Origin of the sequence: Pseudomonas sp. SR18, from assembly GCF_023701505.1 — a bacterium.
Lineage (GTDB): Bacteria > Pseudomonadota > Gammaproteobacteria > Pseudomonadales > Pseudomonadaceae > Aquipseudomonas > Aquipseudomonas cyclaminis.
This window is the reverse complement of record NZ_JAMQAU010000026.1, coordinates 39,525-53,050: the sequence shown is the minus strand read 5'-3', so window position 1 is coordinate 53,050 and position 13,526 is coordinate 39,525. Positions and strand designations below refer to the sequence as shown.

The 13,526-nt window shown below is 59.8% G+C and carries 12 protein-coding genes and 3 tRNA genes; 10 read left to right on the top strand and 5 right to left on the bottom strand.

The window, feature by feature from the left end:
* Positions 1 to 50 precede the first annotated feature (50 nt).
* The 3 genes from NDJ82_RS26605 (at position 51) to NDJ82_RS26595 (ending at position 384) form a co-directional block, all read left to right on the top strand.
* Positions 51 to 126: transfer RNA gene (locus NDJ82_RS26605), tRNA-Gly, on the top strand.
* Between the two features lie 103 nt (positions 127 to 229).
* Positions 230 to 305: transfer RNA gene (locus NDJ82_RS26600), tRNA-Glu, on the top strand.
* A gap of 3 nt (positions 306 to 308) precedes the next feature.
* Positions 309 to 384: transfer RNA gene (locus tag NDJ82_RS26595), tRNA-Gly, on the top strand.
* 108 nt (positions 385 to 492) lie between these two features.
* Here NDJ82_RS26595 and NDJ82_RS26590 read toward each other — a convergent pair.
* Positions 493 to 2,232, bottom strand: coding sequence for a dipeptidase (locus NDJ82_RS26590; RefSeq protein WP_250926616.1), 1,740 nt, complete (start codon positions 2,230 to 2,232; stop codon positions 493 to 495).
* A gap of 213 nt (positions 2,233 to 2,445) precedes the next feature.
* Positions 2,446 to 3,072: an alanyl-tRNA editing protein gene (locus NDJ82_RS26585; protein ID WP_250926615.1), complete on the bottom strand. Its 627-nt coding sequence runs from the start codon at positions 3,070 to 3,072 to the stop codon at positions 2,446 to 2,448.
* A gap of 89 nt (positions 3,073 to 3,161) precedes the next feature.
* Between NDJ82_RS26585 and NDJ82_RS26580 the strand changes: the two genes are divergently transcribed.
* The gene (locus NDJ82_RS26580; protein WP_099582804.1) at positions 3,162 to 4,109 is read left to right on the top strand and encodes a LysR family transcriptional regulator; all 948 of its coding nucleotides are present in this window, start codon (positions 3,162 to 3,164) and stop codon (positions 4,107 to 4,109) included.
* Here the strand turns inward: NDJ82_RS26580 and NDJ82_RS26575 are convergent, their stop codons facing one another.
* Together NDJ82_RS26575 and NDJ82_RS26570 are read right to left on the bottom strand one after the other, a co-directional pair.
* Positions 4,110 to 4,517 carry a PA2817 family protein gene (locus NDJ82_RS26575; RefSeq protein ID WP_078732357.1) on the bottom strand — a complete coding sequence of 136 codons (408 nt, stop codon included), beginning with the start codon at positions 4,515 to 4,517 and terminating at the stop codon, positions 4,110 to 4,112.
* 75 nt (positions 4,518 to 4,592) lie between these two features.
* Positions 4,593 to 7,040, bottom strand: a complete 2,448-nt coding sequence (locus NDJ82_RS26570) for an acyl-CoA dehydrogenase (RefSeq protein WP_158877371.1) — start codon at positions 7,038 to 7,040, stop codon at positions 4,593 to 4,595.
* Between the two features lie 158 nt (positions 7,041 to 7,198).
* Between NDJ82_RS26570 and NDJ82_RS26565 the strand changes: the two genes are divergently transcribed.
* The 4 genes from NDJ82_RS26565 (at position 7,199) to NDJ82_RS26550 (ending at position 10,375) form a co-directional block, all read left to right on the top strand.
* Positions 7,199 to 7,858 carry a transglutaminase-like domain-containing protein gene (locus NDJ82_RS26565; RefSeq protein WP_191960402.1) on the top strand — a complete coding sequence of 220 codons (660 nt, stop codon included), beginning with the start codon at positions 7,199 to 7,201 and terminating at the stop codon, positions 7,856 to 7,858.
* 56 nt (positions 7,859 to 7,914) lie between these two features.
* Entirely contained in the window at positions 7,915 to 8,532 is a 618-nt protein-coding gene (locus NDJ82_RS26560; protein ID WP_112194368.1) for a glutathione S-transferase, read from the top strand.
* Between the two features lie 134 nt (positions 8,533 to 8,666).
* Positions 8,667 to 9,599, top strand: a complete 933-nt coding sequence (locus NDJ82_RS26555; RefSeq protein ID WP_099582808.1) for an ABC transporter ATP-binding protein — start codon at positions 8,667 to 8,669, stop codon at positions 9,597 to 9,599.
* Positions 9,596 to 10,375 carry an ABC transporter permease gene (locus NDJ82_RS26550; RefSeq protein ID WP_099582809.1) on the top strand — a complete coding sequence of 260 codons (780 nt, stop codon included), beginning with the start codon at positions 9,596 to 9,598 and terminating at the stop codon, positions 10,373 to 10,375. The genes NDJ82_RS26555 and NDJ82_RS26550 overlap by 4 nt, the downstream gene beginning before the upstream one ends.
* A 70-nt stretch (positions 10,376 to 10,445) precedes the next feature.
* On the opposite strand, the gene NDJ82_RS26545 is transcribed toward NDJ82_RS26550, so the two are convergent.
* Positions 10,446 to 10,985 carry a TetR/AcrR family transcriptional regulator gene (locus NDJ82_RS26545; protein ID WP_099582810.1) on the bottom strand — a complete coding sequence of 180 codons (540 nt, stop codon included), beginning with the start codon at positions 10,983 to 10,985 and terminating at the stop codon, positions 10,446 to 10,448.
* A 91-nt stretch (positions 10,986 to 11,076) separates the two neighbouring features.
* Here NDJ82_RS26545 and NDJ82_RS26540 point away from each other — a divergent pair, with 91 nt between their 5' ends.
* Both NDJ82_RS26540 and NDJ82_RS26535 read left to right on the top strand, forming a co-directional pair.
* Entirely contained in the window at positions 11,077 to 12,279 is a 1,203-nt protein-coding gene (locus NDJ82_RS26540; RefSeq protein ID WP_250926614.1) for an MFS transporter, read from the top strand.
* Between the two features lie 77 nt (positions 12,280 to 12,356).
* Positions 12,357 to 13,505, top strand: a complete 1,149-nt coding sequence (locus NDJ82_RS26535) for a TDT family transporter (RefSeq protein WP_250926613.1) — start codon at positions 12,357 to 12,359, stop codon at positions 13,503 to 13,505.
* The last annotated feature ends 21 nt before the right edge of the window (positions 13,506 to 13,526 follow it).

The window sequence follows — 13,526 nt, the reverse complement described above, 5'->3', positions numbered from 1 at the left end:
GCCCTTTCACGGCGGTAACAGGGGTTCGAGTCCCCTAGGGGACGCCATTTGCGGGAATAGCTCAGTTGGTAGAGCACGACCTTGCCAAGGTCGGGGTCGCGAGTTCGAGTCTCGTTTCCCGCTCCATTTTAAGCAGTGTTGCCTTCGGGCGGCACTGAGTGAAACCAGGGCCTAATCTTCGGATTCGGCCTCTGGGCACTGAAATACACACCATGTGTTTCAGTAGCGTGTCCCCTTCGTCTAGTGGCCTAGGACACCGCCCTTTCACGGCGGTAACAGGGGTTCGAGTCCCCTAGGGGACGCCATTTGCGGGAATAGCTCAGTTGGTAGAGCACGACCTTGCCAAGGTCGGGGTCGCGAGTTCGAGTCTCGTTTCCCGCTCCATATTCAAGAAAAAAGCCACTCAATCGAGTGGCTTTTTTTTGCCTGGGATTTGAGCAACACCCTGAAGTGAGACACCAACGCCCGCCTGGCGACGGGCGCGAACGCGGGTCAGAGCGTGGGCAGTTGGCCGATGCGGCCCATCATTTCGGTGACGATTTGCAAGTCCAGCAAGAACTGGTCGACCGTCTTGAACTCGTTGTCGGTATGTCCGGTGTACTTCACTTCCGGGCGCGCGAGGCCAAACTGTACACCGTTCGGCAGCTCGTGGACCGAGGTGGCGCCGGCCGAAGTACCGAATTTATGTTCCATGCCCAGGTTTTCGCTGGCGACCGCGAGCAAGGCCTTCACCCATTCACCTTCCGGGTTGCGGAACATCGGCTCGGCCACCGAGTAGGTGAAGTCCACGTTGACCTTGGTCTTCTTGTCCCAGGCGCTCAGTTTCTCGGCGATCTCAGCCTTGAGTTTCTCCGGGGATTTGCCCTTCGGCACCCGCAGGTTGACCGCCAGCTTGAAGGCGTTGTCGTCCAGCCCGACAAAGGTCAGCGACGTGGTCAGCGGCCCCATAAAGTCATCGGAGAAGCCCACGCCCAATTTGCCACCCAGGTAATCCAGGCCCCAATTGTCGGACGCATACCGTGCTGCGTCGGTGATGTGGTTGTGCTTGAGGGCAATCTTGCCGTCGACGCTGTGGATCAGCTCCAGCATGCGCGCCACCGGGTTGATACCGGCCTCTGGCTCGGAGGAGTGCGCCGACACCCCGGTGACGGTCAGTTTGACATCCTTGCCCACGACCTTGGCGCTCACCTCAAAATCACCACCGTTGCGCTTGGCGTATGCCGTGCCGGCGTTTTGCAGGCTGGCTGCAAATTCGGCAGGTTTTTCGCTGACGAACGTGGCCACCGACGCCGACGGAATCTGGTTGGTGGCCATGCCGCCGGTCATTGCGATGATTTCTGCACCTTTGCCTTCCCCTTTACGGCGCGGGAAAGTGGCCATGACGGTGCCATAACCTTTTTCGGCAATCACCACCGGATAGCCGCCGTCCAGCGCCAGGTTGTATTGCGGCGTCGGGTTGCGTTCGAAGTAGTAAGGGATTGCGTCGCCGGAGGTTTCTTCAGTGGTGTCCACCAGCAGCTTGAAATTACGCGCCAACGGCAGCTTTTCTTCCTTGATCACCTTCATGGCATACATCGCTACCACAATGCCGTTTTTATCATCCTCGGTGCCCCGGCCATACATGCGGTCGCCGATCAGCGTGACCTTGAAGGGATCGAGGTGGGTGCCGTCCTTCAATACCCAGTTTTCCGGTGTCACCGGCACCACGTCGGCGTGAGCGTGGATACCCACTACCTCGTCGCCGCTGCCTGCCAGGGAGATTTCATACACGCGGTTGTCGACGTTACGGAAATTCAGGTCAAAGCTCTCGGCCAGGGCCTGGATCTTGTCGGCAATCCGAATGAATTTCGGGTTCTTGTATTGCGGCACACCGTCCACGTTGAAGGTCGGGATTTCCACCAGTTCGCGCAGGGTGTCGAGGGCGGCTTTGCCGTACTTCACTCGGGTGTAAATGCCCAGCAAGCGATGGATGTCGTTCTGCTGGTCGGCGCTCAGGGTCTGGTTGTCGAGGAAGGCGCTGATGGCCGGGCCCACGTCAGCGGTTTTACCCAGGTCGCTCTTGGCCAGGGTGCTGAGGAAACCACGAAAATCGTTAACTGACGTTTCGTTGAAACCCTTCAGAATTGCCGTGCTTTGCTCCGGCGTAATGTTGGCAAAAACGGCGGTGCTCATCACCGAAAGGCTCGCCGCGAGCAAGGTCGCAGCTGCCAATTGCTTGAGGGGAAAGTGCATGGTTAGAGGCATTCCTTTGCAAAGGGAGAGTAGGGGGTTTCTGATCAATGTGTCAGAAACATTTCCACACACTAACACTGCAAAGGTGGGCCAGGGAGGCCAAAAAGAGGCTTATCTAAAAACTCGATAGCACCCTCGAATGCGCACGTTGCAGCGCTGTAACCTGCGGTTTAGAGGCGTCTCTGGGCGCAGTGCTCGAAGAATCGTCGCGGTTTAGTCCAGGCTGTACCGCACCGACAGCGCGCCCTTTTTTTCCGACAGGGCCAGGATAGTTACCTCACCCAGCTCGCCAAGTGTTTGCACATGGGTACCGCCGCAAGCGTAGGTGGGCAGCTCGCCGAAGCCCACCTCGCGGGTGCCGTCATCCAGGGCCATATGGCGCGGATAATCTGCGGCGATCCATTGGTTGATCCGCTGCTGGAGGGACTCGGCGTCAATGGCTTGCGCGCTTTCGCCACGGATAAAAGTGATCTTGCCTTCGCCCGGCCAGTGGTGCGCCTTGATCGGCATCCAGCCCAGGGTTTCGCCGGCGTTGCCGATCAAATGTCCGGCGGAATGCAGGCGTGTGTGCAGGGTACGGCGTGGTTCATCGACCCGCGCGGTGATGGGACCCACAGCTACAGGTTGGTTGACATAGTGCACCACGCGATCAGCTTCCTGAGTGACGCGCAGGACCTGAGCATCACCGAGCCAGCCCGTGTCGAACGGCTGGCCACCGCCCTGGGGATGGAAAATCGTCGACTGTAAAATGACCGCAAACTGGTCGTCGCAGTGCGTGCAGCTCAGTACTTCAAGCTCGGCACTGAGGTGATCGTGGGTGAAAAACAGGCGCTCGGTCATCTTCTACATCCGCATCAGGGTTCTGCGGGCAGTATAAATAGTGCTTGGATAGGTGATAATCCGCTCAAATATCAATGGACCTGTGCGTCATGAGCATCAATCTTCCGTTACCGCTGCTGGGGGAAATGGCGATTTTCGTCAAGGTGGTAGAGACCGGCAGCTTCTCCGGAGCGGCACGGCAATTGAGCGTTTCGCCCTCGGCGGTGAGTCGCAGTATTTCGCGCCTGGAAAAGGCCCTGGCTACCCGGTTGCTGCAACGCACCACGCGCAAACTGCGCTTGAGCGAAGGCGGTGAAGAGGTGTTCAAGCGCTGCCAGGAGATGGTCAGCGCAGCGCGTTCGGTGATGGAAATAAGTGGCCAATTCACCCATGAGGCCGAGGGGCTGGTGCGGGTCAGTGTGCCTAAGGCGGTGGGGCGGTTTGTGGTGCACCCACATATGCCGGAGTTTCTGCGGCGGTATCCCAAGGTGGATGTGCAGTTGATCCTAGAGGACCGGCAGGTAGACATGATCGATGACAATGTTGATCTGAGCATTCGCATCACCGACAGCCCGCCGCCGGGGCTGGTGGGGCGTCAGCTATTGCCGATTGAGCATTTGCTGTGTGCGACGCCGCAGTACCTGGCCGATCACGGTATGCCGGAGCATCCCCACGATTTGCTGGAACACAGCTGCATTTACCTTGGCGAAACCCCCGGCGACTCGCGTTGGAAATTCCGACAGGACGGTAAGGCAGTGACCGTGGGCGTGCACGGGCGTTATGCAGCGAATCACACCGGCGTGCGGTTGGATGCGGTGTTGCAACATGTGGGGATTGGCAGTCTGCCGTTCTTTACGGCGCGCCATGCGCTGGAGGAGGGGCGTTTGGTACAGGTGTTGCCAGGGTGGGATTTTATTGCGTCCTACCATGGCGAGGCGTGGTTGCTGCATTCGCCCACGCGCTACCTGCCACCGAAGCTGCGGGTGTTTATTGATTATCTGGTGGAGTGTATGGCGAAGGAGCCGACATTGCGTCGGCCCTCTGGTACGGCTGGCTGATCAGTGCTTGCTCTGATCCTGGGGCATGGCCAGCAGTTGCTTTTCCTGGTTCCAGTCGAACGGTTCGTCGTTCTGTTCGGCCTCATAACGACGTTCTTCCAGGGCCTGGTACAGGTCCAGCTCTTCGTCGGGCATAAAGTGCAGGCAATCGCCGCCGAAGAACCACAGCAGATCGCGTGGCACCAGGTGGGCAATTTGCGGGTAGCGCAGAATGACTTGGCTCATCAGGTCCTGGCCCAGGTACTGGCTTTCGATCGGGTCAATCGGCAGCAGGGCGCGCAGTTCGTCGAAGCGCTCCAGGAACAGGGTGTGGCTTTCCTCGGGCACCTGTTCGGCTTCGCCGACGGCAACCAGGATGCTGCGCAGGTGGTCGAGCAAGACGAGATGATCGGCAACGACGTTGGACACGAGATAAGTCCTCTAAAGCAAAAACGGGCGCGAGAGTATATAGCCCTCGCGCCCGTTTTTATATGACCGCTGGGATCAGCGGACTGTGCCCTCAGCCTGGGTCAGTTCTTCCTTGCTGAAATCATCCACGTCGATCACCTTGCGCCGCGCTGCTTCAGCGTCGCGCAACGTCTGCGCCTCGCCCGGTTGCAGCACGTTGGCATGCAGCGCGGCGTCGATGGCATGCTCGCCGGCCGTCGGTTTGACCTGGCCGCTTTTGAGCGCGGTGTGGAGTTTTTTCTGCAGCGGATGGCTGGCACCCAACAGGTCGTAGGCGTGTTGCAGGGCGCCGACCGGATCGTCCGCCGATTGTGGGCGGTAGCAGCCGGCGAGCAACTCTTCCAGTGTCGGGTCGCCTTTGGCGCGGCCGATGACGGCGGCCACCTCGGCATCCAGTGCATCGGACGGCCCGGTATGGCGACGGCCGAACGGGAACACAATCACCCGCAGCAGGCAGCCGAGCACCTTGTTCGGGAAGTTGCCCAGCAACTCATCCAGCGCACGTTCCGACTCGCCGAGGCTTTCTTCCATGGCCCAGGCGAACAGCGGTTCCAGGTGGTCCGGCGAATCCAGATCGTGATAGCGCTTGAGCGCCGCTGAAGCCAGGTACATATGGCTCAGTACATCCCCCAGGCGTGCCGACAGGCGTTCGCGGCGTTTCAGCTCGCCGCCCAGCAGCATCATGCTCAAGTCCGCAAGCAGGGCGAAGGCCGCAGCCTGGCGATTGAGTGCACGGAAATAACCCTGGCTCAAGCGGTTACCCGGCGCTTTCTCAAAGCGGCCAAAGCCCAAGTTCAGTACCAGAGTGCTTGCGGCGTTGCTCACGGCAAAACCGATGTGTTGCATCAGCAGGCCGTCAAATTCCTTCAGCGCCTGGTCATGGTCTTCGCGACCGGCCAGGGCCATTTCCTTGAGCACGAACGGATGGCAGCGGATGGCGCCCTGGCCAAAGATCATCAGGTTGCGCGAGAGGATATTCGCGCCCTCGACAGTGATGAAGATCGGCGCACCTTGCCAGCTACGGCCCAGGTAATTGTTGGGGCCCATGATGATGCCCTTGCCGCCGTGCACGTCCATCGCGTGGCTGATGCATTCACGGCCGCGCTCGGTGAGGTGGTACTTGAGGATTGCCGACAGCACTGAAGGTTTTTCCCCGAGGTCAACGGCATTGGCGGTGAGCATGCGCGCACTGTCCATCAGCCAGGCGTTGCCGCCGATACGGGCCAGGGCTTCCTGGATACCTTCGAAGGCGGAGAGTGGCACGTTGAATTGTTCGCGCACCTGGGCGTACTGGCCGGTGACCAGGCTGGTGAACTTGGCCGCGCCGGTGCCGACTGCCGGCAGGGAAATCGAACGGCCCACCGACAGGCAATTCATCAGCATCATCCAGCCCTTGCCGAGCATTTCCTGGCCGCCGATGAGGAATTCCAGGGGGATGAACACGTCCTTGCCGGAGTTGGGGCCGTTCATGAAGGCGGCGCCGAGCGGCAGGTGACGACGGCCGATTTCCACACCGGGGGTGTCGGTGGGAATCAGCGCCAGGCTGATACCCAGATCTTCCTCTTCGCCCAACAGATGGTCCGGGTCATGGGCTTTGAAGGCCAGCCCGAGCAGGGTCGCGACCGGGCCGAGGGTGATGTAGCGTTTTTCCCAGTTCAGGCGCAGGCCGAGGGTTTCCTTGCCTTCCCATTCACCTTTGCAGATCACGCCGGTGTCAGGCATGGCGCCCGCATCGGAGCCAGCCAGTGGCCCGGTTAGGGCGAAGCACGGAATATCATCGCCGCGGGCCAGGCGTGGCAGGTAGTGGTTGCGTTGTTCATCGGTGCCGTAGTGCAGCAGCAGTTCGGCCGGGCCGAGGGAGTTTGGCACCATCACGGTGGAGGCGAGGTCGCCGCTGCGGGTGGCGAGTTTCATCGCCACCTGGGAGTGAGCGTAGGCTGAGAAACCCTTGCCGCCGTACTCCTTGGGAATGATAAGTGCGAAGAAACCGTGGGTCTTGATGTGCTCCCAGGCAGCCGGCGGCAAGTCCATGGCCTGGCCGATTTCCCAGTCGCTGACCATGGCGCAGAGTTCTTCGGTGGGGCCGTCGATGAAGGCTTGTTCCTCTTCGGTCAGTTGCACCTTGGGGTAGGCCAGCAACTTGTCCCAATCGGGGCGGCCGCTGAACAGCTCGCCGTCCCACCACACGGTGCCGGCGTCGATGGCATCGCGCTCGGTTTCGGACATGGGCGGAAGGACTTTCTGGAACCAGCTGAACAGTGGCTTGGTGAAATATTGGCGGCGCAGGTCCGGCAGCAGCAAGGGTGCGGCCACAACGGCGATCAACACCCAGAAGATCAGCAACAGCCATCCCGGTGCATGGCTCCAGGCGCCCATCGCCAGCAGGTAGACGGCGACCACGCCCAAGGCGGGCAGGGGCGCGGTGCGGCGATGTGCCAGGTAGGCAACGCCGACCACCAGAACCAGTATCCACAACAACAGCATATTCAATCCTCCGTGAAACCAGGGGCGAAACCACCAAGGAGCTTAGTCGGCATCCGAGAAGGCGCGGTGATCAGGGTGTTACGAGATTTGGCCGATTCGTCGTTATCTCCACGGCCGACCTGTCGTTAGACTCCAGGCTTCCCTCGGAGACAGCGCTCATGGAAACGTACCTGAGTCCCAGCCGCTTCATCGATAGTGACCACCCTGCGGTGGTGGAGTTCGCCGAAAAACATCGCGGAACCCGTGCGGATTTAACTGACCAGGCAGTCAGTCTCTATTACGCCGTGCGTGATGCCGTGCGCTACAACCCCTACACCTTCAGCCGCGATCCAGACACCTTGAATGCCAGCTCTGCGTTGGCCACCCGTGAGAGCTACTGCGTGCCCAAGGCCACCTTGCTTGCTGCCTGCGCGCGCCACTGTGGGATCCCGGCGCGCATTGGCCTGGCGGATGTGCGCAATCACCTGTCGACCCCGCGCCTGCTTGCGTTGCTCAAGAGTGATGTGTTTGCCATGCACGGCTACACCGAACTGTACTTGAACGGCCGCTGGGTCAAAGCCACGCCGGCATTCAATCAGCAATTGTGCGAAGTATTCGATGTTCCGCCGTTGGACTTCGACGGGCGCAACGACAGTGTGTTTCACGCGTTCAATCGCCAGGGCCAGCGCTCGATGGAGTACGTGGTGGACCACGGGCAATTTGCAGATGTGCCCGAGGAATTGTTCTTCACCCATATTCAGAAATGTTACCCGCACCTGTTTGTCGACGACATGCCAAACCTGTTGGGCGACCTGCAGAGCGATTTAAGCCGCGGGTGAACCGGCGTATGCTGCTGCGTCCATCAAGCCATGTTCATCAACAATAAGGCGCGGTCATGCTGAAGATCTGGGGTCGTAAAAATTCATCAAACGTCAGGAAAGCACTGTGGTGCGCCGAGGAACTCGGCCTGGACTATGAGGCGATTGATGCGGGCGGGGCTTTTGGTGTGGTCGACACCCCGCAATACCGGGCGTTGAACCCCAATGGCCGGGTGCCGATGATTCAGGACGATGACTTTGTGTTGTGGGAATCCAACACCATCGTGCGTTATCTATGTGCTAAGCAAGCGTCGGAATTTTATCCGACCGATCTGCAAGCCCGAGCCAGCGCGGAGAAGTGGATGGACTGGACCACCTCGACCCTGGCCGAGCCGTTCAAGGCGGTGTTCTGGGGTGTCGTGCGTACCCCGGCGGAAAAACAGAACTGGGACAGCATCAATGCCGGGCGCCAAGCGTGTATCGATGCGCTCAAAACAGTCGACCAGGCCCTCGCCGAGCAGCCTTACCTGTCCGGCAGCGCCTTCGGCATGGGCGATATCCCCTTGGGCTGCTTTGCCTACGCCTGGTTCGAAATGCCCATCGAGCGCCCGGCAATGCCCCATCTTGAAGCCTGGTATCAGCGCCTGCAACAACGCCCGGCCTATCGCAAAGCGGTCATGACCGCGTTGACTTAATACTGACTATTAATACAGGTGACTGTACTTGTGCGGCGCGGGCAAGCACCATGCTTGTCATGCGCCGCCGTTGAACTACGTGGGCTGCGCGCTCATCTACTCTTTTCATTCCCTTCTTTGGTGCGTATTCCGATATGAGTTCCGCTCTGTCCATCCGGCAGCTAACCAAAACCTACGGCAACGGTTTCCAGGCCCTGAGTGGTATCGATCTGGATGTTGCCGAAGGTGACTTCTTCGCCTTGCTCGGCCCCAACGGTGCCGGCAAATCCACCACCATCGGCATCCTCTCCACCCTGGTCAACAAGACCAGCGGCACGGTGAATATCTTCGGCCATGACCTGGATAAATCCCCGGCGGCGCTCAAGCGCTCCATCGGTGTGGTGCCTCAGGAATTCAACTTCAACCAGTTCGAAAAGACCTTCGATATCGTGGTGACCCAGGCCGGTTACTACGGCATCCCGTCGAAAGTCGCCAAGGAACGCGCCGAGCAGTACCTGACCCAGCTCGGCCTGTGGGACAAGCGCGACGTGCCGTCCCGTTCATTGTCCGGCGGTATGAAACGTCGTCTGATGATCGCTCGCGCCCTGGTGCATGAGCCACGCCTGCTGATCCTCGATGAGCCCACCGCTGGCGTGGATATCGAGTTGCGCCGTTCGATGTGGACCTTTCTCACCGAGCTGAACGAGAAGGGCATCACCATCATCCTCACCACCCATTACCTGGAAGAGGCTGAGCAGTTGTGCCGCAACATCGGCATCATTGACCACGGCACCATCGTCGAGAACACCAGCATGCGTAACCTGCTGGGCCAGTTGCATGTGGAAACTTTCCTGCTCGACCTGAAGAACAATCTGTCGGCGCCGCCGCAACTGCTGGGCTACCCGAGCCGGCTGTTGGACAGCCACACTCTGGAGGTCCAGGTCGACAAGGCCATGGGCATCACCGCGCTGTTCACGCAGTTGGCGACCCAGAACATCGAAGTGCTGAGCCTACGTAACAAAACCAATCGCCTTGAGGAGTTGTTCGTGTCCCTGGTGGAGAAAAATCTGACGAAGGTGGCGGTATGAGTTCCGAACTGCAACCCAACCTTGTCGCGCTGCAAACCATCGTTTACCGTGAAGTGAAGCGCTTTACCCGGATCTGGCCGCAGACCCTGCTACCGCCAGCGATCACCATGGTCCTGTACTTCGTGATCTTCGGTAACCTGATCGGCCGGCAGATCGGTGACATGGGTGGTTTCACCTATATGGAGTACATCGTGCCGGGCCTGATCATGATGTCGGTGATCACCAACTCCTACGGCAACGTGGTTTCAAGTTTCTTCGGCAGCAAGTTCCAGCGCTCGATTGAAGAACTGATGGTCTCGCCGGTGTCACCGCACACCATCCTGCTGGGCTACACCGCAGGTGGTGTGTTGCGTGGCTTGATGGTCGGGGTGATCGTGACGCTGTTGTCGCTGTTCTTCACTCACCTGCAGGTGCATCACCTCGGGGTCACCATTCTGGTGGTGGTGCTGACGGCGACGATCTTCTCGCTGCTGGGGTTCATCAACGCAGTGTTTGCACGCAACTTCGATGATATTTCGATCATCCCGACCTTTGTGCTGACGCCGCTGACCTACCTGGGCGGCGTGTTCTACTCCATCACCTTGCTGCCGCCGTTCTGGCAGACCGTGTCGCTGGCCAACCCGGTGTTGCACATGGTCAACGCCTTCCGTTACGGCATCCTGGGCGTGTCGGATATCAAGATCAGCGTGGCGATCACCTTCATGATCGTTGCGACCATCGTCTTGTATATCGGTTGCGCGAAGTTGCTGGTCAGTGGACGCGGGATGCGTACATAACTCACTGAATGCATGTGGGAAAGTGTGGGAAGGGGCTTGCCCCTCCCACATTGGGTTATGAGTGAGGCTTTTATCTCCCCAAGGCGAGTTCAATCAGTGCAGACAGTTCTTCAACCGCCAACGGTGCCGTCGAAAACAGAATCCGAAACACCGTCGGCGCCGCCAGCAAGTTGATCAGGCGGTCGACGCTGGGTGGGTTGTCATCCGGGTAGCGCTCGACAATCGCCTGAAACTGCCCACTCAAGATGCTCACGCAATACCCAGGCGTCACGCTGCATTGCACGTCGCGCATCATGTTGCGCCCCGGTTCTGAACTCATTTCATCCAGATACTGCTCGGCCCAGGCTTGCAGGTCGCCGCGCAGACTGCCGGTGTTGGCCGGCTCGCTATCAGGCTGCATGCGCGCCAGGGCCACATCGGCCAGGAGAACGGAGAGGTCGCCCCACCGTCGGTAGATGGTCGACGGCGTGACGCCTGCGCGAGTGGCAATCATCGGCACGGTGACGCTGGAGCGCTCGTGGGTTCCGAGCAGCTCACGCACGGCCGAATGAACGGATTCTTGTACCCGGGCACTACGGCCCCCCGGGCGGAGGCCTTCTTTAATCGCCATATTTACGACCTTAACACAAAGAATTTGCTTTAAGCGCTGACCAGTCGCACACTCCACAAAAGCAATATATTAGCTTTAGCGGAGCGTGCCGATGTCCAGTCCTATTTCCCACCGTTCCAGCCTGGTGTTTCTGGCGATCACCTTGCTGACATTCCTGGCCGCGTCCAGCGCGCCGACGCCGTTGTATCACCTGTATCAGCAAGGCCTGCATTTTTCTGCAGGTATGCTCACGCTGATCTTCGGTGTATACGCGCTGAGCCTGCTGGCGGCGCTGTTGACGGTGGGTTCGCTGTCGGACCACCTGGGGCGCAAGCCGGTGATTTTTGCTGCGCTGCTGCTGAATATGTTGGCGATGCTGCTGTTTATCAATGAAGACAGCGTGGCCTGGCTGATCGCGGCGCGTACATTACAGGGCTTTGCCACCGGCATGGCCACGGCGGTGCTGGGCGCGGCGCTGTTGGATACCGACCGCCAGCAAGGGCCATTGGTCAATAGTGTGGCACCGTTGCTGGGGATGGCGTGCGGGGCGATGGGTAGCAGTTTGCTGGTGGAGTTCGCGCCATTGCCGACGCAGTTGATCTACGCGGCGCTGCTGGCACTGATGTTGGTGCAGGCACTGTATGTGTGGCGCCTGCCGGAAACCGTCAGCCGTATTCCGGGTGCATGGGCATCGCTGCGGCCAACCCTGCATGTGCCGCCCCAGGCACGCCGGGCGCTGTGGTTGTCGTTGCCGGTGGATGTGGCGGTGTGGGCGATGGGTGGGTTCTATTTGTCCCTGGCGCCTTCGTTGGTGCGGGCGGCGACGGGGTCCACGTCCAACCTCATCGGTGGCGGTCTGGTCGCGGTACTGACGTTGAGCGGGGCGCTGATGATCTTCACCTTGCGCAATCGCCCGGCCGACAAGGTGCTGCGCCTTGGCGCGGCATTGCTGGCAGTGGGGGTGGCGCTGATCCTGGCGGCGGTACACAGCGCCAGCCTGTCGTTGTTTTTTATCGCCACTCTGATCGCTGGCAGCGGCTTCGGCGCAGGCTTTCTCGGGGCGTTGCGCAGCGTGGTGCCGCTGGCGTTGCCCCATGAGCGAGCCGGGTTGATGTCGGCGTTTTATGTGCTCAGTTACCTGGCGTTCTGCCTGCCGTCGTTGCTGGCGGGCAACCTGATCCGAGGTTACGGCCTGATCGTGACCACCGACGGCTACGGCGCGGCGCTGATCATACTGGCCCTGTCTGCTCTGGTGGGGTTGAGGGTGCAGGACTCTTCACGCCAATCGAGTATCTGCAAAATAGATAACAGTTAGAGATATTACCCGTTATATAGATATTCGGTCAGGTTCTATGATGGTCTCAACCTCATGCGAGGAAGAGGATTTTCATCATGACCTGCTCGAACACCATCAGCTACAAACCCCTCAGCCACCTGACCCGTCCCCGGGAAGTGATTCGCCAATTCACCCCCAACTGGTTCGCCGCAACGATGGGCACGGGGGTGCTGGCTCTGGCCCTGGCGCAATTGCCGGTCAACCTGCCCGTATTGCACACCATCGCTGAAGGCCTGTGGATGTTTACCATTGGGCTGTTCATCCTGTTCAGCGTCTTGTATGCCGCGCGCTGGGTGATGTTTTTCCACGAGGCGCGGCGGATCTTCGGGCATTCCACGGTTTCGATGTTTTTTGGCACGATTCCCATGGGGTTGGCGACGATTCTCAACGGTTTGCTGTTGTTCGGCCTGCCGCGCTGGGGCGTTGAGGTGATCCCGGTGGTCGAAGCCCTGTGGTGGTTGGACGTCGCGATGGCCCTGGCCTGCGGTGTATTGATCCCATTCATGATGTTCACCCGCCAGGAACACAGCATCGACCAGATGACCGCCGTGTGGCTGTTGCCGGTGGTCGCCGCCGAAGTCGCTGCGGCCAGCGGGGGCTTGCTGGCGCCGCATCTGGCGGACGCTCATTCGCAACTGGTGATGCTGGTGACCAGCTATGTGCTCTGGGCGTTTTCCCTGCCGGTGGCGTTCAGCATCCTGACCATCCTGATGTTGCGCATGGCCCTGCATAAATTGCCCCACGCCAGTATGGCCGCGTCGAGTTGGTTGGCGCTCGGCCCTATTGGCACCGGCGCCCTCGGTATGTTGCTGCTCGGTGGCGACGCGCCCGCGATCTTCGCTGCCAATGGCTTGCCGGGTGTCGGCGAGATCGCCAACGGCATCGGCCTGATCGCGGGGGTAACCCTGTGGGGCTTCGGCTTGTGGTGGATGCTGATCGCGGTGCTGATCACCCTGCGTTACCTGCGCGCTGGCATTCCGTTTAACCTGGGCTGGTGGGGCTTTACCTTCCCCCTGGGCGTGTACGCCCTGGCCACGCTCAAGTTGGCGAATGTGCTGCATCTGACATTTTTCTACGTATTTGGCAGTGCGCTGGTGCTGGCATTGGCGCTGATGTGGCTGATCGTCGCCAGGCGCACCGTGCAGGGCGCCTATAAAGGTGAGCTTTTTGTTTCGCCATGTATTGCAGGGCTAGCGAATAAGTAAGCGGGATTAGGTAAAGTCGTG